The organism is Capnocytophaga sp. oral taxon 323, assembly GCF_001278825.1.
GTDB classification, from domain to species: Bacteria; Bacteroidota; Bacteroidia; order Flavobacteriales; family Flavobacteriaceae; genus Capnocytophaga; species Capnocytophaga ochracea.
This window is the reverse complement of sequence record NZ_CP012589.1, coordinates 447,215-468,700: the sequence shown is the minus strand read 5'-3', so window position 1 is coordinate 468,700 and position 21,486 is coordinate 447,215. Positions and strand designations below refer to the sequence as shown.

General features: G+C 38.6%; 9 protein-coding genes and 5 tRNA genes. 11 read left to right on the top strand and 3 right to left on the bottom strand.

Annotated elements, in window-relative coordinates; translation table 11 throughout:
- From AM608_RS02015 to AM608_RS01975, 9 genes are all read left to right on the top strand, one after another.
- On the top strand, positions 1–1,902 hold the full coding sequence (locus AM608_RS02015) for an ATP-dependent DNA helicase RecQ (protein WP_053580601.1): 1,902 nt from the start codon (positions 1–3) through the stop codon (positions 1,900–1,902).
- 41 nt (positions 1,903–1,943) lie between these two features.
- Positions 1,944–5,273, top strand: a complete 3,330-nt coding sequence (gene mfd / locus AM608_RS02010) for a transcription-repair coupling factor (protein WP_053580600.1) — start codon at positions 1,944–1,946, stop codon at positions 5,271–5,273.
- Between the two features lie 66 nt (positions 5,274–5,339).
- On the top strand, positions 5,340–8,213 hold the full coding sequence (gene uvrA / locus AM608_RS02005) for an excinuclease ABC subunit UvrA (protein ID WP_053580599.1): 2,874 nt from the start codon (positions 5,340–5,342) through the stop codon (positions 8,211–8,213).
- Between the two features lie 111 nt (positions 8,214–8,324).
- Positions 8,325–11,213, top strand: coding sequence for a SusC/RagA family TonB-linked outer membrane protein (locus tag AM608_RS02000; RefSeq protein ID WP_053580598.1), 2,889 nt, complete (start codon positions 8,325–8,327; stop codon positions 11,211–11,213).
- A 12-nt stretch (positions 11,214–11,225) separates the two neighbouring features.
- Entirely contained in the window at positions 11,226–12,359 is a 1,134-nt protein-coding gene (locus AM608_RS01995) for a DUF1735 and LamG domain-containing protein (protein WP_053580597.1), read from the top strand.
- A gap of 147 nt (positions 12,360–12,506) precedes the next feature.
- Positions 12,507–12,590 (top strand) — tRNA-Ser (locus AM608_RS01990).
- Positions 12,591–12,619: 29 nt separating this feature from the next.
- Positions 12,620–12,694, top strand: a tRNA-Pro gene (locus AM608_RS01985).
- 67 nt (positions 12,695–12,761) lie between these two features.
- Positions 12,762–12,835 (top strand) — tRNA-Arg (locus tag AM608_RS01980).
- Between the two features lie 554 nt (positions 12,836–13,389).
- On the top strand, positions 13,390–14,928 hold the full coding sequence (locus tag AM608_RS01975; RefSeq protein ID WP_053581818.1) for a YifB family Mg chelatase-like AAA ATPase: 1,539 nt from the start codon (positions 13,390–13,392) through the stop codon (positions 14,926–14,928).
- Positions 14,929–14,980: 52 nt separating this feature from the next.
- Here AM608_RS01975 and AM608_RS01970 read toward each other — a convergent pair whose 3' ends face one another.
- From AM608_RS01970 to AM608_RS01960, 3 genes are all read right to left on the bottom strand, one after another.
- Complete coding sequence (locus AM608_RS01970) at positions 14,981–17,023, bottom strand: M3 family metallopeptidase (RefSeq protein WP_053580596.1); 2,043 nt, start codon at positions 17,021–17,023, stop codon at positions 14,981–14,983.
- A gap of 88 nt (positions 17,024–17,111) precedes the next feature.
- Positions 17,112–19,868 carry a sodium-translocating pyrophosphatase gene (locus tag AM608_RS01965; protein ID WP_053580595.1) on the bottom strand — a complete coding sequence of 919 codons (2,757 nt, stop codon included), beginning with the start codon at positions 19,866–19,868 and terminating at the stop codon, positions 17,112–17,114.
- 408 nt (positions 19,869–20,276) lie between these two features.
- A tRNA-Met gene (locus AM608_RS01960) sits at positions 20,277–20,350 on the bottom strand.
- Between the two features lie 93 nt (positions 20,351–20,443).
- On the opposite strand from AM608_RS01960, the gene AM608_RS01955 reads away from it, so the two are divergent.
- Entirely contained in the window at positions 20,444–21,178 is a 735-nt protein-coding gene (locus AM608_RS01955; RefSeq protein ID WP_009418261.1) for a biotin--[acetyl-CoA-carboxylase] ligase, read from the top strand.
- A 210-nt stretch (positions 21,179–21,388) separates the two neighbouring features.
- A tRNA-Gly gene (locus AM608_RS01950) sits at positions 21,389–21,461 on the top strand.
- Positions 21,462–21,486 lie beyond the last annotated feature (25 nt).

Genomic DNA, 21,486 nt, shown 5'->3' with positions numbered 1-21,486 from the left:
ATGGAGAATGAACCTCTGTACATACTCAAAAAGTATTGGGGGTACGACGGTTTTCGCAACTCTCAAGAAGCTGTTATCAACTCGGTATTATCCGGAAAAGATACCTTAGCCTTATTGCCTACGGGTGGAGGAAAGTCTATTACCTTTCAAGTGCCTGCTATGATGAAAGAAGGCATCTGCATAGTTATTTCTCCCTTAGTAGCCCTAATGACAGACCAAGTAGAGGCTCTTAAAAATAGGGAAATACGTGCACTATCGTTATCGGGAGGTCTCCCCTACCCTGAGCTGGAACGCTTGCTAAACAATGCTCTCTATGGGCAATACAAATTCTTATACCTGTCCCCTGAACGTCTGCAACAGGAATTGGTGCGCTCTTATCTCAAAGCAATGTCTATTAACTTAATAGTGATAGACGAAGCACATTGTGTATCACATTGGGGTAAAGATTTTCGTCCTACTTATTTACAGTGTAAATGGCTGAAAGAAGAATTTCCTAACGTCCCATTATTGGCACTCACAGCTTCGGCAACGCATCAAGTACAGCAAGATATTTTACATCATTTAGGTATAGAAAATGCTACTGTTATCAGTACTTCTTTAGCACGCCCTAATATCGCTTACAAAGTGTATAAGGTTTCCGATAAATGGCACGAGTTACTACAACTGTTAAGAAAGACCGAAGGGAGTGCTATCGTATACTTGCGCAGTAGAAATGGTTGCATACAATTGGCTGAACTATTGCAGAATCACGGTATCTCAGCAGCCTATTTTCACGGAGGTCTTCCTGCCGAAGAAAAGAATAAAAAGCTCAGTATGTGGTTGCTCAACGATGTACGTGTAATGGCAGCTACCAATGCTTTCGGTATGGGGATAGACAAACCTGATGTGCGCTTCGTAATTCATTGGGATATACCTCAAACCTTAGAGGACTATTTTCAAGAGGCTGGACGTGCAGGTCGCGATGGTAATCCAGCCGAAGCTATCCTATTCTATGGTAAAATCGACGTTGAAAATGCTAATAAACTGCTAAAAGATTACTTGGTAGACATTCCTTTTCTCAAGCTACTTTATGCAAAACTTAATGCTTATTTTCAAATAGCAATAGGTGAAGGACAAGAAGGGGTATTCAGTTTCTTCTTCCCCGACTTCTGGAAGCGTTATCAGCTATCGCCTATAAAGTCCTATAATGGTTTGCAGGTGTTAGACCGAATGTCTATTATTTCACTCAGCCAGCAATTTTACAAGAAGGTTACTTTGCATATTACAGCTCCTGCCCCTCAACTTATTACTTATTTACAAACGCATCGTTATCTAAAAAATCTTGTTATCTATCTCATAAGGTCTTACCCTCTTATCTACAGTCAGCCTATAACTTTGGAGATGGAAAAAATCACTGAACTCACAGAACTCGACTATCGTGATATCATCAAGAATTTAGAACATTTGCACAACGATGGAATGGCTATCTTAAAAAATGAAGCTTCTGATATTCAAATTGTCTTTAATGTGCCTCGTGATGATGACCGCACTATTAATAGTATTTCTAAAAACTTAAAAGAGTACAATCACACCAAGCTAACCTTGCAAGAAGCAGTATTCCGCTATCTTCAAAATGAGGATACTTGTCGCAACATTCAGCTCTTAGAATACTTCGGTGAAAAATCCGAAAAACCTTGTGGAGTATGTTCAAATTGTATTGCCAAACTACCTCCTCCAAAAGTTGATAAAAAAGAGGTTAAAGAAGCAGTTTGGAGTTTATTGAAGTCTAAACCTATAACCCCCAATGAGCTCCTTATCGCATTGCCGTTCCCTGAAAAAGATATCAATAAGGTTTTGGAAGAACTTTTGTATATGCAAAAAATAGCTTATAACAACTGTAATGAATTAGTTGTTAATTCCTAATTTATGCGTACCTTTGCACTTTGTAATCATAATCCCTATTTGTGAAAGAGTTATTACAATTATTTGCAGAAAATAGTACTTATAAAAGTTTATTAACTGAAATTAAAGCACATCATAATACCGTTGCCAATGGTTTGGCAGGGGCTTCTCTGTCCTTACTCATAGCTAATGTTTATACTAATACCAAGCGTCCGCTATTGGTACTCTTGCCCGACAAAGAAGAAAGTGCCTATTTGCTAAACGACTTAGAGACCTTAGTAGGCGAACAAGTACTCTTCTTTCCTGATAGCTATCGTCGCCCGTATCAAATTGAAGATACCGATAACGCCAACGTGTTACTACGTGCTGAAGTACTCAATCAGCTGAGCAATAGTGGGCAACCACTGATAGTAGTCTCCTACCCCGAAGCGCTCTTCGAGAAAGTTATCACTCGTAAGCAATTAGAGCAAAATACCTTAAAGATTAGCAAAGGAGACCAACTAACCATTGAGCTCTTGAACGAAGTGCTTTTCTCCTATAATTTCAATCGCACTGATTTTGTAACCGAACCTGGCGAGTTTTCAGTACGCGGGGGGATTGTTGATGTTTTTTCTTTCTCAAATAACGAACCTTACCGCATTGAATTCTTTGGCAATGAAGTAGAAAGTATTCGCACTTTCGATGTCGAAACACAGCTCTCAACAACACAGCTTTCTACGATTACCATTATCCCTAACGTCGAAAACAAAGAAGGTAATGAGGTACGTCAGTCATTTTTAGAGTATATCAGCGAACAGACTCTTTTAATATCTAAGGAAACATCTACTTTTGGAGCAAAAATTGACAAGCTCTTCACTAAAGCTACTGACATTTACGAAAAGCTCACTAATGAAGTAAAACACAGTACACCCGATGTGCTATATTGTCAATCAGGAGATTTATTAAACCAAATGGGGAGATTTCAGCAAATAAATATAAATCTTCCCTCATCTTTCTCCAAAGGCGAAAAAGAGATTGTTTTCCGCACTACACCACAGCCCTCATTTAACAAGCAATTCGAGCTTCTTATCAGTTATTTAAACGATAAACACACTGAGGGATACCAAAACTATATCCTCTGTGGTAGTGAGCAACAAGCCAAACGCTTCCACGACATCTTTGAGGAGATGGAACAAAAAGTGCATTACAAAACACTACTGATTTCTCTACACGCGGGCTTTATAGATAATGAGCACAAGCTGAATGTCTTTACTGACCATCAAATATTTGAGCGTTACTACAAATTCCAGCTGAAGAACGGATATGCTAAAAAGCAAGCGATTACGCTCAAAGAGTTAATGCAATTAGAAGTAGGCGACTATGTAACCCATATCGACCACGGTATTGGTAAGTTTGCTGGATTACAGAAGATAGAGGTTGAAGGCAAGCAACAAGAGGCTATCAAACTGATTTACGGCGACCGCGATGTCCTATTTGTAAGCATTCACGCCCTACATAAAATCACTAAATACAACGGTAAGGACGGCAAGCCACCCAAGATATACAAATTAGGTTCTGGAGCCTGGAAGGCACTCAAGCAGAAGACAAAAACAAGAGTGAAGGAAATAGCCTTCAACTTGATTCAGTTGTATGCTAAACGTAAGGAATCTAAAGGGTATGCATACTCTCACGACAGCTATATGCAGAACGAACTGGAAGCCTCTTTCCTATATGAAGATACACCCGACCAAAGCAAAGCTACTGCCGATGTAAAAGCTGATATGGAGAGCCCAAAACCTATGGACAGATTGGTATGTGGTGATGTTGGGTTTGGAAAAACCGAAGTAGCTATTCGCGCTGCCTTCAAAGCGGTAGACAACGGCAAGCAGGTAGCGGTATTGGTACCTACTACGGTACTCGCTTTTCAGCACTTTCAAACCTTTAGTCAGCGTATGAAAGACTTCCCTGTGCGCATCGATTATCTCAACCGTTTTCGCACAGCTAAAGAAAAGAAAATCATCTTAGAAGAACTTGCAAATGGTCAGTTAGATATCATCATCGGAACTCATCAGATAGTAGGCGAAAAAGTAGCTTATAAAGATTTAGGTCTACTGATAGTAGACGAAGAGCAAAAGTTTGGTGTAGGCGTGAAGGATAAGCTCAAAACGCTCAAAGAAAACCTTGATGTGCTCACCCTCACTGCTACACCTATCCCCCGAACCTTACAGTTCAGCTTAATGTCAGCCCGCGACCTATCAGTAATCAATACACCTCCCCCTAACCGCTACCCTATCGATTCTCAGGTAGTACCTTTCAGCGAAGAGATAATACGCGATGGTATTCGTTATGAAATTCAGCGAGGCGGACAAGTGTTCTTTATGCACAACCGTGTAGAGAATATTCAGGAAGTAGCAGGTATGATTCAACGCCTATTACCCGATGCACGTATAGCCATTGGTCACGGACAAATGGACGGAAAAAAATTAGAAGAAACAATGTTAGCCTTTATGAATGGTGCTTACGATATATTAGTAGCTACTACTATCATTGAAAATGGTTTAGATGTACCCAATGCTAATACCATCTTTATCAATAATGCACATAATTTCGGCTTATCCGATTTACACCAAATGCGTGGACGTGTAGGTAGAAGTAATAAAAAAGCATTTTGTTACTTCATCACCCCTCCGTTGGTAGCGATGAGTGATGATGCCCGCAAGCGTATTGAAGCTATAGCTCAGTTCTCTGATTTAGGAAGCGGGTTAAATATTGCTATGAAGGATTTAGAAATTCGTGGAGCTGGAGACCTCTTAGGCGGGGAACAAAGTGGATTTATCAATGAGTTAGGCTTCGAAACTTATCAGAAAATATTGCAAGAAGCTATAGTAGAGCTCAAAGAAAATGAGTTCTCAGAACTATATCACACTGCCGAAGAAGATAAAACTTACCTCACCGATACTCAAATAGACACCGATTTTGAATTGCTTTTTCCTGATACCTATGTCAATAGAGTGGCAGAACGGCTCAATCTTTATAACGAACTGAGTAATTTACCCAATGAGGAAGCTTTACAGCAGTACCAACGCAATCTTACCGACCGTTTTGGCAAACTTCCTCCCCAAGCTATCGACTTGCTCAACAGCGTGCGAGTGAAATGGATAGCTACTCGTATGGGAATTGAAAAGCTCGTGATGAAAAACGGTAAGATGACAGGCTATTTTATCTCCGACCAAAACAGTCCATTTTACCAAAGTGAGCGTTTTCAAAAGGTGCTACTCTTTGTACAACGTTACCCTAACAAGTGTCGTATGCAAGAGAAAGAAACCCGTAACGGGTTGCGTTTGCTCCTTATTTTTGAAGGAATCAATACTGTGTATCAAGCCTTAAAAGTAATGCAGTTATTAGATGCATAGAAAGATTAGTATCACCTAATTATTTAATCATAGGCTACTTATGGTAGCCTCTATAATAGTCACTAAATGAAAAAGAAAACGAATAATGTAGCTCCCACTGATGTACTTGAAGTTCAAGGCGCAAGGGTGCATAACCTCAAAAATATAGACCTTTCCATACCTCGCGAAAAGCTTGTAGTCTTCACAGGGCTTTCTGGTAGTGGCAAGTCCTCATTGGCATTCGATACTATCTATGCCGAAGGACAACGCCGTTATATCGAGACTTTCTCGGCTTATGCTCGCCAATTTCTCGGGGGATTAGAGCGCCCCGATGTAGATAAAATCGACGGACTCTCGCCTGTAATCGCTATCGAACAGAAAACTACCTCCAAATCACCGCGCTCTACAGTGGGTACAATCACCGAAATCTACGACTTCTTGCGCCTGCTATTTGCCCGTGCTTCCGATGCTTATAGCTACGTAACGGGCGAAAAGATGGTAAGTTATACCGATAGCCAAATTCAGGAACTCATTACCAAGGAATACAAAGGCAAACGCATTAACCTATTAGCTCCTGTGGTACAATCGAGAAAAGGACATTACCGAGAGCTTTTTGAGCAGATTGCCAAACAAGGCTTTGTAAAAGTGCGTACCGATGGCGAAATTCGTGATATCGAAAAAGGTATGAAGCTCGACCGTTACAAAACACACGATATTGAAATCGTGATCGACCGTATGCAAATTGATGATACTGATGACACCCAAAAACGCCTGCAAGAAAGTATCAAAATTGCAATGAACTACGGCGACGATGTGCTAATGGTTTTAGAACACGACCAAAAAAAAGCTCACTATTTCAGCAGACATTTGATGTGTCCTTCTTCGGGCATTTCATATCCTCTTCCTGAACCTAATACCTTCTCTTTCAATTCTCCCAAAGGAATGTGTCCGCACTGCAATGGGTTGGGTGAAGTGCAAGAAATCAACCTCTCCAAGATTATCCCTGATCCTTCTATCTCTATCAAGAACGGCGGGATTACAGTAGTAGGAGAGCAAAAGAACACTTGGATATTCAAACAATTAGAGCTCATTGTACAAAAGTTCGGTCATAAACTCTCCGACCCTATTGAAACACTTCCTAAAGAAGCGATGGATATTATTCTCTATGGTGGTAAAGATAAATACGCTATCAAATCGGATGTATTAGGCATTACGCGCAATTTTGAAATTGATTTCGAAGGTATCATCAACTTCATCAAAAGCCAGCACGAAAATGCCGATATGGTAGCTATCAAGCGCTGGGCTGAAGAGTTTATGGATACCATTCCTTGTGAGGAATGTCACGGCACTCGCTTGCGCAAAGAGGCGCTTTACTTTAAAATAGCTGATAAAAATATAGCTGAACTATCTGCCTTAGATATTACAGATTTATTGGCGTGGTTCAAATCTCTACCTGAGCATCTCTCTACCAAACAGCGCAAAATATCTGAAGAAATCATCAAAGAAATCACCACCCGACTCCAATTCCTCATAGATGTAGGGCTTACTTATTTAGCTCTTAACCGAAGTTCTAAATCGTTATCCGGAGGGGAGGCACAGCGTATCAGACTGGCAACACAGATAGGTTCACAACTCACTGGAGTACTCTATATACTCGATGAACCTAGCATCGGTTTGCATCAGCGAGATAACAAAAGACTTATCAACTCGCTGAAATCGCTCAGAGATATTGGCAACTCAGTAATTGTGGTAGAACACGATGAAGAAATGATACAAGAAGCCGATTATGTAGTAGATATAGGACCTAAAGCGGGCGTAAATGGAGGGGATATCATCTTCCAAGGAACGCCTAAAAAGTTGCTAAAAGCAAATACCATCACCGCCGACTATATGAGTGGGAGAAAAAAGATTGAAATACCTACCCAAAGGCGCAAAGGCAATGGCAAAGAAATTATCTTAAAAGGCTGTACGGGCAACAACTTGAAGAACATAACTGTAAAGTTCCCTTTAGGGGTAATGATAGGGGTAACAGGTGTATCGGGAAGTGGCAAATCAACACTTATTAACGAGACTCTGTATCCTATCTTGAATGCTCATTTCTTTAATGGCGTAAAAAAACCGATGCCTTACAAGAGCATTGAGGGCTTAGAATATATTGATAAGGTAATCGACATCGACCAGTCACCTATTGGGCGTACTCCACGTTCAAATCCTGCTACCTACACAGGTGTTTTCAGTGAGATACGCAACCTCTTCACCCAAGTACCCGAAGCGCAAATACGTGGCTACAAACCAGGTAGATTTAGTTTCAACGTGAAAGGCGGTAGATGCGAAACTTGCGAAGGCTCAGGCTTAAAGGTGATTGAAATGAACTTCCTACCCGATGTCTATGTACCTTGTGAGACTTGTAAGGGAAAACGTTTTAACCGTGAAACGCTTGAAGTGCGATACAAAGGAAAATCTATTGCCGATGTACTGGATATGACTATAAGTGAGGCAGTAAAATTCTTTGAACCTATACCTAAAATATACCGCAAACTAAAAACTATTGAAGAGGTAGGTTTAGGCTACATCACTTTAGGGCAACAATCTACTACTCTTTCAGGAGGGGAAGCCCAACGGGTGAAGTTAGCTACTGAGCTATCGAAAATTGATACAGGAAATACTTTTTATATATTAGATGAACCTACTACAGGACTACATTTTGACGATGTGAAAGTACTCCTCGAAGTACTCGACCGTTTGGTAGATAAGGGCAATACTGTTCTGGTGATAGAGCACAACCTCGATGTTATCAGAAAAGTAGACTATATCATAGATATAGGGCACGATGGAGGTAAAGCAGGTGGCGAAGTAATAGCCTTTGGTACTCCTGAAGAAGTAGCTAAAAACAAGAAGAGTTTCACTGCTGAGTATCTGATTAGTTTTCTTACTCTCTTACTTTCTTTATTCTACCTCTGAAAATCGTATTTAGTAATAAGTAATAGAGCTTATATTTAAAAAAATGTGTAAAAATTTTGTATAAGTGAATAAAAGTTGTACCTTTGCAGGGTATATTTATATGTAAACGCTATGAAACAGAAAATACAACTTGTGTTAGTCTTGCTATTCTTATTTGCAGGAGTAGTTCACGCCCAGATGAAAAGCATTACTGGGGAAGTTCTCGATGAGAACAATCAACCTATGCCATCGGTTGCAGTAATTATTAAAAACACACGTTCAACAAAAGCTTCTAAAGGTGTTTCAACGAATACTGATGGTAAGTTTGAACTCAAAGCCAAAGTAGGTGATGTACTTGAGTTTAGTTTTTTAGGATATGAATCCCAGCAAAGAAAAGTAGAGGGTAAAAATAAGAATATTAACTTTAAGGTAGTCTTAAGACCCCAAATAATAGAGCATATTGATCATATCCTAATAGGTAAGCCAAAATATTCTACTGCTCTAGGAATTTATCAAGAAGAGGAAGTTTTACCCTATCAACAACAAAAAGTTTCAGACAAGGACCTCACTCAAGTCAAGCAAGCAAATTTTGTGAATAGCCTTGATGGAAGAATAGCAGGGTTGCATAGCCAGCGAAGTGCTACGGGTATTGGTGGGGCTACTAAAGCTACTATGCGTGGAGTTCGCTCACTCTTTGGTGATAATAATGTACTGTACGTGATAGATGGAATGCCCATCGCTAACCAAGCTGAAAGAGGTATTGGAGGTGATGGTAGAGATACCAGCGAAGGTATTTCCGACCTCAATCCTGAGGATATTGAAGAAGTAGTTGTATTACAAGGAGCGCAAGCAACGGCACTCTATGGAGCTTCAGCTGCCAATGGTGTGCTACTCATTCGCACTAAAAAAGCTGAAAGTAACCAATTTAAAATTAACCTTTCTTCTTCAATAGAGTTTGTAAATAAACTCACAAAACCTGAGTTCCAAGAAACCTATGGCAATGAGTTAGGGCAATACACTTCACTGTCCACTCGTGTTTTGCCTAAGGGTACTTCTTTTAATATAAATGATTTTTATAAAACTGGACACGTGTACCAGAATGCAGTAAGCATTTCAGGAGGTATAGATTTTAAAGGAGGTAAAAATAAAACTTACGCTTCATTAGCTTCTTTACAATCAGGTGGTATAGTGCCCAACAGCGTATATAACCGTTATAATGCTTATTTGCACAATACAACTTCTCTGTTAAATGATGCTTTACAAATAGACCTTTCGGGGAATTATATCCGTCAGTATGAACGCAACCAGGTAGCCTCCGGTATCGCTTTCAATCCTATAGTGGGCTTGTACTTATACCCAAGAGGGGAACAATTTGGTCAAGAACGTTATTTTGAACGTTATGATGCTATCGCAGGTTATGCTAAGCAATATTGGATTGCAGGTTCAGGTACGCCCGATACACCAGCTAACTTAGGTGAAAATGTCCAAAATCCTTATTGGATAGCGTACAGAAATTTACGTCCTACTACTAAAGACCGCTATATGTTTTCAGGTAAAGTAAGCTATAAAATTATAGGAGATTTAGACGTAGTAGCACGCTTCCGTATAGATAATACAGCCTCTACAATGGACGATAAGTGTTATGCTTCTACGCTTCCTGCTTATGCAGGCATTAATGGTTATTATGCTCATTGGAAAGAGACTTTCAAACAACAATATGCCGATGTACTCTTACATTACAATAAAAATCTATCGAATGACTTCAGTTTAGATGCTCATTTAGGAGCTTCGTATGAAGGGTACAATACTCAAGTAGAAGGTTACAAAGGTAATCTGCATAACGTAAATAATTTTACTCAAAGCAATATCACAGCTCCTACAGCTATAACCCACCCATTATGGGGAAAACGGAGTAACACGGCCTTCTTTGCAATGGCTGAAGTAGGTTGGCAATCTAAGATTTATCTCACTCTCACAGGTCGTGCTGATAAACCGTCCGATTATCCTTCTACAAATAAAAATATGGTCTTCAGTCCATCAGTAGGTGTTTCAGCTTTGTTACATCAATTTATAGGTATAGATAAAGATATATTAAGTTATGCAAAATTGCGTGGAGGCTATAGTCAAGTAGCAGCTCCTATGAGTTATGCGGGCTTAGGGGTAGCTGAAACGTCTCGCGCTTGGTTAGGTGATGCGTATAGTTTGCCTAACTACCCTACTGATTTACAGTTAGAACGTACTACTTCTTATGAAGTAGGCTTAGATACCCAATGGTTTAACAATCTTTCTTTTAACGCTACTTTCTATCATACTCGTACTAATAATCAATTAGTACCTGTTGTATGGCAACAAGCAGGTGAAGTGCAAAATCAAGGAGCAGAAGTTGCTTTAAGGTATACTTATCCTAATACTTCTAAAGGGGTAAATTGGGAAACTCAGCTTGTTGTTTCTACTAATAAGAACAAGATTGTGAGTTTACCTCACGAGATAGCCAACGGTATGTATACCTTACGTGAAGGTGGTGAAATAGGTGATATATACGATGCAAATGGCAACAAATTAGGCTCTACCAATCCCGATTGGCTATTAGGCTGGCAAGGAAAGATTAGCTATAAGAATTTCGATTTGAATTTCTTGTTTAAAGCGCGTTTGGGAGGAATAGTTCTTTCAGAAACAGAACGTTATTTCGATCGCTATGGGGTGTCTAAAGCCTCTGCCGATAACCGAGCTAACTATGCTACTTTCATAGCTAATAGAACGGCTTCTGATTATCAATATTCGGCTACCAATATTCGTCTACAAGAAGCTGCCCTTACCTATCATTTTAGAGAAGGATTCATTGTAAAAGGCTTAAAAGACCTCAGTGTATCATTAGTAGGCAACAACCTGCTAATGCTCTATAACAAAGCACCTTTTGACCCCGAAATAGTGCCTTCTGTAGGTACTTATGGCAGTGGATACGACAAATTTATGTTGCCTTCTGTAAGAAGCTATGGACTTAATGTGAAAATGCAATTCTAAAATTCTACAAAGATGAAAAAGATATTTTTAATACTTGGCTTACTAAGTGTAATAGCTTGTCAAGACGAAACTACCGACAAAACGCCTCAAGCTCCCAATGTATATCAGGGAGTATTTCTTGATGGTAATAACGTCGTTGAAGTGTACGTACAAGAATACCAAGATAACAAGATTCAAAACTTAAAGGTGAAACTGATAAGAGCTGCAGGTAAGATAGTATCAGCTCAGCTTATCACAGGTGATGCTCAAACCTTAACCGACTATAATGCACAATATGGTACGGATTACAAACTCTTACCTACTGATAAATATAGTATTGATGAAAATGCTATCTTCAATACTTATGAAACAGAAACTCCTATTGATATTACCATTAGTGAACTAACGTTTCCTAACAACGAAGTGTATGCACTCCCCATACAAATAAGAGGTAGAAATAATATTGAAGCTATTGCAGGACAAGACCGTTTGCTTTTAGTAGTCCATAAAGAAACAAGAACAAAGGTATTGAGTATGGCAACTACAAAAGCTACTACGGGAGAAGTTGTATCTAATAACGAGCTTCCTCAATGGACTTTTGAAGCTACAATTAATTGCTCAAATCTCATAGGAAGCAACCCAATAGTAGGAGTAACATCTAATACTCATCAAGTTGAGATAGGCTTTACAAACAATCAATTAGACATAAAAGCTTCGGATATTTCAATATTAATACCTACTGAGGTATTTAAGGCACAAACTAATAAATGGTATCCTATTGCAGTAACCTGTGACGGCAATACCCTGCGTGTATATGTTGAAGGAAAAGAGGTAAGTTCTAAAACAGCAAATACTAATAGTAGAATTTATGTAAAAGATTTATGGTTTGCGGGAGCTAATGTGCTTCTCAGAGAGGTGCGTTTGTGGAAACGAGCCCTAACCCAAAAAGAAATACAATTACAGTTGTGGAGTACTCTTAAACCTACAAATGATTTACTGCTTTATTATCCTCTCAATGGTAAGAAATATAATAAAACTTCTAATACCATTACAGATGATGAAACAAAACTATGGGATTGGTCTCCCACAGACACCTCAATGGAACTTCCCTCAGGAGCAACTTTTAATAACGGTACAGGTTATGGTATTGTTTTTCCTCCTAGATGAACGGATATAAAGAAGATTTTACTATTTTTAAGTATTTGATAATTATTAGATTGATAAAAAATGTACAAAAAAGTTTCTAAAATATTTGTGCAGAATAAAAAGTTGTTATACATTTGCAACCGCAAAAGCAAAGGAGCTTTCAAAATTGGAGAGGTGCCGGAGTGGTAACGGAGCAGATTGCTAATCTGTCGGCGGGTAACCGTCGCCTGGGTTCGAGTCCCAGTCTCTCCGCATCTAATACAAATTGTTAGATATAAATTCGGGGCGTAGCGTAGTCCGGTCATCGCGCCTGGTTTGGGACCAGGAGGTCGCAGGTTCGAATCCTGCCGCCCCGACAAAATAAGATATTTCATAAATGTTTCCTTTTGTGTGGCATTTTTGAAATATTTTTTTTGGAATAGAGGTCACGTAGCTCAGCTGGATAGAGCATCTGCCTTCTAAGCAGACGGTCACAGGTTCGAATCCTGTCGTGATCACGAGAATTTGTTTCATTTTGTATTAAAATTTATGTTCGGAATAACGCAGGATTTACGTCCTGCGTTATTTTGTTTATATACTTACTTAACGTCAGCTCGAAACAACAAAATACTATTTTTCAATCTCCTTTGCGTTGCTACAATTTTTATCTAAGAAATCTTCCTTCATCTCTTCTTTGCTTTTATTTCGTTTTATTACTCTAAAATCACCCCTAATTCTTCACTCTTAACTATTCATTTTTAGTCACTTACATAGTCTTTGTATACCAATCTTCCAAGATTCGTATAAGCTTCCTATAAGCTCTCTATAAGCTAACCATAAGATTTCCTCAAGCAAAAAGCATCTTTCTTTGTTATTTATAATTTCGTTTTTTTATCTTTTATAAAAGTTCTAATCTACTTTGTAATTCCTTGCCGTGCTACGGCTTCCTATAGTGCAAGAGCTATATTCTCTTATCTTGAACTTTTGTTAACTATATTGCAGATTATTTTTTGAAATAAAATTGCTTATTTACAAAGAATGTTTTACCTTTGTGCAAAAATTAGCCACAGAAATGTTAGTAAAAATTTACGGAAGTGCTGTATTTGGTGTAGAAGCCAGCACAATTACTATTGAAGTAAATATCGATAAAGGTATTGGCTATCATTTGGTTGGATTACCCGATATAGCTATTAAAGAAAGTAATTATCGTATAGCAGCTGCTCTGCAAAACAATGGATATAAAATTCCAGGTAAAAAGATAACCATCAATATGGCTCCTGCCGATATGCGTAAGGAAGGTTCTGCCTATGATTTAAGTTTTGCAATTGGTATTTTAGCAGCTAACGGGCAAATACAAAGTGAAGAATTAGAAAAATATATCATTATGGGAGAACTATCCTTAGATGGCAGTTTGCAACCCATTAAAGGAGCACTACCCATTGCTATTCAAGCACGCAAAGAAGGATTCAAAGGATTTATTCTTCCTAAGCAAAATGCTAAAGAAGCTGCTATAGTAGATAATTTGGACGTTTATGGTGTAGAAAATATAAAAGAAGTCATAGATTTTTTTAATGGAGAAAAAGAATTACAACCTATCGAAATAGATACACGCAAAGAGTTTTACAGAGATTTAGAATCTCCTGAATTTGACTTTGCAGATGTAAAAGGTCAAGAAACTGTAAAACGTTGTATGGAAATAGCTGCTGCTGGTGGACATAATGTTATTTTAATAGGCCCTCCTGGTTCAGGAAAAACAATGCTTGCTAAGCGTTTACCTAGCATTCTTCCTCCGATGACACTTCACGAAGCTCTTGAAACTACTAAAATACACAGTGTAGTAGGACGCATTAAGGACACAGGCTTAATGAGCCATCGCCCTTTCCGTAGTCCTCATCACACTATTTCTGACGTAGCTCTCGTAGGAGGAGGTACTTATCCTCAACCAGGTGAAATTTCTCTCGCACATAATGGAGTACTTTTTCTTGATGAGTTACCAGAGTTCAAAAGAGCTGTTCTCGAGGTAATGCGACAACCTTTAGAAGATAGAGAAGTTACTATTTCTAGAGCAAAGTTTTCAGTTACTTACCCCGCTTCATTTATGTTAGTAGCAAGTATGAATCCAAGTCCAAGCGGGTATTTTAACGACCCCGATGCTCCTGTTACTTCTACACCTGCTGAAATGCAACGCTATTTAAGTAAAATTTCAGGACCTCTATTAGATAGAATAGATATTCATATAGAAGTAAATCCTGTACCCTTTGAAAAACTTTCAGATGATAGAAAAGGTGAAAGTAGTCATGATATCCGTAAACGGGTGATAGATGCTCGAAATATCCAAACAGAACGTTTTAAAGAATATGAACATATTCACTATAACGCTCAAATGAATACTAAACAAATACAGAAATTTTGTAAAGTAAATACGGATTCTTTAACCCTACTAAAAGATGCTATGACGCGTCTCAATCTTTCTGCACGTGCCTACGACCGTATTTTAAAAGTAGCGCGTACAATAGCCGATTTAGAAAAGTCAGAAGAAGTTCAACCTCATCATATAGGTGAAGCTATTCAATATCGTAGTTTAGACCGTGAAGGTTGGTTTGGAGGATAAAAGTAGATATTATAAAAAACAAAAAAGCAGGTTACAATAACCTGCTTTTTTGTTACTTCAACCCACGTGCTTTGAGTAGTGGCTCAATAGCAGGAGCTTTCCCTCTGAAGGCTAAATACATTTTTTCGTAATCCATTGTATTGCCTTTGGAGAGTATCAAATCTCTAAAACGTTGTCCATTAGCACGAGTGAGTCCGCCATTTTCTTCAAACCATTGGTAGGCATCGTGGCAAAGCATTTCTGTCCATTGGTAAGAGTAATAGCCTGCTCCATAGCCTCCGCCAAAAATATGAGCAAAATAAGATGAACGGTATCTTGGGGGCACTTCTTTCACCCATAAGCCTGTTCTTTCAAGGGCTTTCTTCTCAAAATCACTTACATTATTGATGATAGTATCTGAAGAAATAGTATGCCATTGCAAGTCTAAATTGGCAGCAGCCAAAACTTCGGTAAAAGCATACCCCTCATTGAAGGTACTCGCTTTTTTTATCTTATCAATAAGTGCTTGTGGAATAGGTTGTTTGGTCTCGTAATGTACTGCATAGTTTTTAAGTACCTCAGGATACAAAGCCCAATGCTCATTGAATTGCGAAGGAAACTCCACAAAATCGCGTGCTACTGCTGTTCCTGATAAACTTGCATACTGTTGGTTAGCAAAGAAACCGTGCAATGCGTGACCAAACTCGTGGAAGAGCGTTGTAAGCTCGTCGTAAGTAAGCAAAGCAGGTTTACCTTCGGCAGGTTTCACATAATTGCACACATTGTAGATAACAGGTTTAGTGCCTAATAACTTCGATTGGTTTACAAAGTTGCTCATCCACGCACCACCGCGTTTGCTCTCACGAGCAAAGAAATCGCCATAGAAGAGTCCTAATGGCGTACCATCTTCTTCAAAAAGTTCATACACTAATACATCGGGGTGATATACAGGTATATCTTTGCGTTCTTTAAAGGTAATGCCATAAAGTTTGGTAGCTGCATAGAATACACCATTTTCAAGAGCATTTTTCAATTCAAAATAAGGTTTGATTTCGTTCTCATCGAGGTCGTATTTAGCTTTGCGAACTTGTTCGGCATAGAAGTTCCAATCGTAAGGCTCTAAAGTAAAATTACCTCCCGTTTTGGCAATTTGTGCTTGTATTTCTTTAGCTTCAGCTTTGGCTTTACCTACTGAAGCAGGCACTAAATCTTTAAAGAATTGAGCAATAGCAGCAGGCGTTTTTGCCATAGTGCGTTGCAAACTCCATTCGGCATAGTTTTTAAAGCCTAAGAGTTCAGCTTTTTTAGCACGTAGTAAGGCAATGCGTTTTAAAATATCATTAGTATTATGAGCTCCCCCATCGGTACGATTCCAGCTTGCTTCAAACAATTGTTTACGAGCGTTGCGGTCGGCTAATTCACTAAGGAGCGGTTGCTGAGTAGTATTCACAATCGCTACTTTCTGACCATTGATAGTTTGAGCGGCTGCCAATGAGCCTTCTAAAAGCGTTTGGTTGAAATCAGTTTCTAAAGAAGCTAACTCACTATTGTACTTTTTAAGAGTTTCTTTATCAGTAGCCGATAGGTTAGCACCTGCTACTACAAAATCTTCGTAGTAATTTTCTAACAATTTAAGCGATTCAGCATCTAATTTCAAGCTCTCACGTTTATCGTATAAGGCTTTGATACGCGCAAAGAGTTTTTCGTTCAGGTGAATGCCATCAGCGTGTTCAGCAAACTTAGGTGATAGTTCTTTTTGCAATACTTTTAAAGTATCATTAGTATTTGCCTCAGTTAAGGCATTGAATACCGCTGAAGCACGTTCTAATTCTACCCCACTTTTTTCTAAAGCGATAATCGTATTCTCAAAAGTAGGTGCTTCATTACTATTAGCGATAGCAGCAATACGTTCGTTTTGCAAAGCCATTCCCTTGAGCAAGGCAGGACGGTAATGCTCGTCTTTAATTTTTGAGAAGTCGGGAGCACCATAAGGCAAAGTGCTTTCTACCAATAGCGGATTGTTCTCTGTGTTTTCTGTCATTTTTGAAGTCTTTGAATCGTTGCAGCTTACCAAAGCAGTGAGTAATATAGCTGCTGAAAATAAAGGTAATTTCATAGTTTTTAGGTGATTATAAAAAGGGTGTTCAAGGAAAGAACTTCCTCAAACACCCCTTTTGAGGTTATATAGTAACTAAAATATTTTGCTATTTAGCAGTCAAACGTATGTCGATACGTCTGTTTTTAGCTTTGCACTCATCGGTGTCGTTAGCTTCGCAAATAGGGTGTTCTTGACCGTAACCTTGAGCGCTCAATTGTGCTTTGTTAGCACCCAATGCTACCAATTTGTTTAACACTGAATTAGCACGTCTTTCTGAAAGTTTCAAATTACCTTCAGCACTACCTGTGTTATCAGTGTACCCTCCTAAACGAATAGCCGCTTTAGGATAGGCTTTCAAAATAGCTACAATGTTCTTTAATTGTTGTTCTGAACCTTCAGTAAGTTCATCGCTACCTGTTTTGAAGTAAGTTCTATCCAAAGTAATCCAGTTTTCTTTGAACTGTTCTGGAGTAGTAAGACTTTTATCTTCTATCAATTTCACGAGGTGAGCTTCAGATGAGTTCTTTCCTACTTCTAACATTGTATTATCGAAAAGGCTCAATTGGAATAAATCACCTACATTGTACTCGAAGTTACCATCGGCGTTAAGCATACCATCTATTACTACTACTTCGTCTACAGGCATCATTTCCTCACCTTCACCTTGGCTGATTTGAGCTTCTATAGGAGTACCTGAAGCATCAGCAGTGTGTCCGCCCAAGATAGGAGCGATTACTAAACCTACCAAGCAAGTGAGTTTGATAAGGATATTCATTGAAGGACCTGAAGTATCTTTGAATGGGTCACCTACAGTATCACCAGTAACAGCAGCTTTGTGAGCGTCAGAACCTTTGTAAGTCATTTGTCCGTTGATTTCAACACCTGCTTCAAATGATTTTTTAGCGTTATCCCAAGCACCACCAGCGTTGTTTTGGAAGATAGCCCATACAACTCCTGATACAGCTACACCAGCCATATAAGCACCAAGAGCTTCAGCACCCATCACAAAACCGATAATAATAGGAGTGATGATAGTAATGGCACCAGGTAACATCATTTCGCGTAAAGCAGCTTTGGTAGAAATATCTACACATCTGCCGTACTCAGGAGTACCTTTACCTTCCATAATACCAGGAATTTCACGGAATTGGCGACGTACTTCGTTCACCATATCCATAGCAGCTTTCCCTACTGATTGCATTGCCAAGGCTGAGAAAATTACCGGAATCATACCTCCGATAAACAAGGCAGCTAATACATTCGCTTTGAAAATATTGATACCAGAAATGCCTGTAAAGGTTACATAAGCAGCGAACAAAGCTAAAGCAGTAAGAGCTGCTGAAGCAATGGCAAATCCTTTACCTACCGCAGCAGTAGTATTACCTACTGAGTCTAAAATATCAGTACGTTGACGTACTTCTTTTGGCAATTCACTCATTTCGGCTACACCACCAGCGTTATCGGCAATAGGACCAAAAGCATCGATAGCCAATTGCATAGCAGTAGTAGCCATCATTGCAGATGCTGCAATTGCTACACCATAGAAGCCAGCTAAAGAGTAAGAACCCCAAATAGCTACAGCAAAAAGCAATACAGAACCAAAGGTAGATTTCATACCAGTAGCTAAACCTGCAATAATATTGGTAGCAGCTCCAGTAGATGAATTGCGAACAATATTCAATACCGGTTTTTTACCCAAAGCAGTAAAGTGTTCAGTAATAGCAGAAATGAGTAAGCCTACTGCCAAACCTACGATAGTAGCGTAGAATACATTGATACTTGCGATTTCTTTTACGCCTTCACCAAAGAAACTCATTTGGATAGTTTCGGGCAACATATATTTGATAAGGAAATAGCAAGCTACTAAAGTAAGTGCTAAAGCTACATAGTTACCTGTATTTAGTGAACTTTGTACTTGTTTTTCTTTAGCGTCGTTGTTTTTGATACCTACACAGAAAGTACCAATAATTGAAGCAATGATACCTACACCAGCAATTACTAACGGCAATAAGATAGGTCCTAAACCACCGAAAGCATCGGTGAAAGCACCACCATTGGCAGTTGCTATATCTTTAATCACATAGTTACCCAATACCATTGAAGCAAGTACAGTAGCCACATAAGAGCCAAACAAGTCAGCACCCATACCAGCTACGTCACCTACGTTATCACCTACGTTATCAGCAATAGTAGCAGGGTTACGAGGGTCGTCTTCAGGGATACCAGCTTCTACTTTACCTACGAGGTCAGCCCCTACGTCGGCAGCTTTGGTGTAAATACCACCACCTACACGAGCAAAGAGCGCAATAGACTCAGCACCAAGTGAGAAACCTGCTAAGGCTTCGAGTACGAGAGTCATTTCGTCGTAGAAAGGTTTGCCTCCTCCTACAAAAGTGTTTACAAAAAGAATGAAGAACAAGCTCAAGCCCAATACAGCTAAACCTGCTACTCCTAATCCCATTACAGTACCACCTCCAAAGGATACTCTCAAAGCTTTTGGCAAGCTAGTGCGAGCTGCTTCGGTAGTGCGTACATTAGCATTGGTAGCAATACGCATCCCAATATTTCCCGCTAAGGCAGAGAAGAAAGCTCCACACACAAAAGCTACTACAATAAGCCAGTGAGAAGTTTCTACCATACGAGAAACAATAAATAGAGCAATAGAAGCAATAATCACAAAAATACCCAAAATGCGGTACTCAGCATTGAGGAATGCCATTGCCCCTTCTTTGATACTTTTGGAAATACTTTGCATTCGCTCATTGCCTGTGGTTTGTTTGTTCACCCACGAAGCCTTCACAATCATAAAGATAAGTCCAAGAATAGCAAGGACTAACGGTAAATATAACATCATTTTATCCATACAAATATTAGTAATTAGTTAAATTTAGGGCGTAAAAGTACGAAAGATAATTGTAATGAAAAAATAAAAAAAGGATTTTTTTAGTACCTGCCCATTCCACTATCAAACACTACTCCTATAATCCAGTTGCCTTTTGCCTCATAGCATCATATAAAACATACTTTGCAGAATATCTTTAAGAAAGTTAATCATCATACTCTTTCGTAACTACTTGAATGGCACGATTTTTGAACCCGTCCCTACCAAGTGGCAACATCATTATTACATTATAAATTCAGAGTTTAGAGTAGAGACTTTTGTTTTTCATAGTGTATGCGTTTCCTATGTGTTTTGTTTTTTGTAAATTCAGGCATAAAAAAAGAGTGATTTACAAATATAAACCACTCATTTTCTTTTGTTTAATCTTAGTAGCGAAGACGGGATTTGAACCCGTGACCTTTGGGTTATGAATCCAACGCTCTAACCACCTGAGCTACCTCGCCATCTATTTTGTTATGTCTTATTCTGACTTTGCGGGTGCAAATGTACTACATTTTTTTATACTACCAAATTTTTATAACTATTTTTTACTTTTTATGAACATCATTACCTTAAAAAGCATTGATTCTACTAATCAGTACTTAAAAAATTTAATACATATTCAGGATTCTCTTCCTAATTTTTTAGTAGTCTGGACTCCTCAACAAACTGCAGGTATAGGACAATATGGAACAAAATGGACAAGTGAACCCTATCAGAATCTTACTTTTAGTATTTTATTCCTTCCTGAGCATTTAGATTTAAAAGATGCTTTTTTGCTCAATATGCTTGTACCTATTGCAATAATGAAAGTATTAGAGAAATTAAACATTCCTAATATAAATATTAAATGGCCTAATGATATCCTTTCTCAACGTTACAAAATAGGCGGAATATTAATAGAAAATACTATTAGAAAAACTAAAATTGAGAAATGTATAATCGGTATTGGGCTCAATCTTAACCAAACAAGTTTCGATGGCTTACCTAAAGCCTCTTCTTTAAAAAAATTAACTGGCAAAGATTTTCAAGTAGAACAAGTGATGAAACTAATCTTTTCTGAATTAAAATCAAACCTTTCTACACTTCCTCAACAGTCTTTCGAAAGCATTTATACTATTTACCAGAAGTACCTATTCCAACTAAATAGAGTATCCGTTTTCCGTTCTTGCCAAGAAAAGAACTTTTCAGGCATTATAAGAGGTGTGGAACCTTCTGGGAAATTAATTGTAGAAACGGAACAAGGGGTTATAAAGACTTTTTCTCTTAAAGAAATAACTTTATTATACTAAATTCTTTCTACACCTAAATACACCTAACAAATGAAATATATGAGAGTGACAATAGCTTCACTTGATTTAACATTAATTTCATCATAGCTTAGCAGGGTTTCCTTTTTGTTATCCTCTTCTCTCCTATTTTTTGCTTTTCTTAAAATAATTTGTACCTTTGCCCCCGTAAATGGAAAACCAATCAGTTACAAATTTACTAAAACAAGATAAGCGAAAATAGCTCAGTTGGTAGAGCGCAACCTTCCCAAGGTTGAGGTCGCGGGTTCGAGACCCGTTTTTCGCTCTTTTTAATTTTCAATTATTAATTG

What these genes read in the sequence shown, in the direction of transcription:
- AM608_RS01975 (WP_053581818.1), top strand. Translation starts at nt 13,390, where the DNA reads ATGTTAGTAAAAATTTACGGAAGTGCTGTATTTGGTGTAGAAGCCAGC.
- AM608_RS01995 (WP_053580597.1), top strand. Translation starts at nt 11,226, where the DNA reads ATGAAAAAGATATTTTTAATACTTGGCTTACTAAGTGTAATAGCTTGT.
- uvrA (WP_053580599.1), top strand. Translation starts at nt 5,340, where the DNA reads ATGAAAAAGAAAACGAATAATGTAGCTCCCACTGATGTACTTGAAGTT.
- AM608_RS02000 (WP_053580598.1), top strand. Translation starts at nt 8,325, where the DNA reads ATGAAACAGAAAATACAACTTGTGTTAGTCTTGCTATTCTTATTTGCA.
- AM608_RS01955 (WP_009418261.1), top strand. Translation starts at nt 20,444, where the DNA reads ATGAACATCATTACCTTAAAAAGCATTGATTCTACTAATCAGTACTTA.
- AM608_RS01965 (WP_053580595.1), bottom strand. Translation starts at nt 19,868, where the DNA reads ATGGATAAAATGATGTTATATTTACCGTTAGTCCTTGCTATTCTTGGA.
- AM608_RS02015 (WP_053580601.1), top strand. Translation starts at nt 1, where the DNA reads ATGGAGAATGAACCTCTGTACATACTCAAAAAGTATTGGGGGTACGAC.
- AM608_RS01970 (WP_053580596.1), bottom strand. Translation starts at nt 17,023, where the DNA reads ATGAAATTACCTTTATTTTCAGCAGCTATATTACTCACTGCTTTGGTA.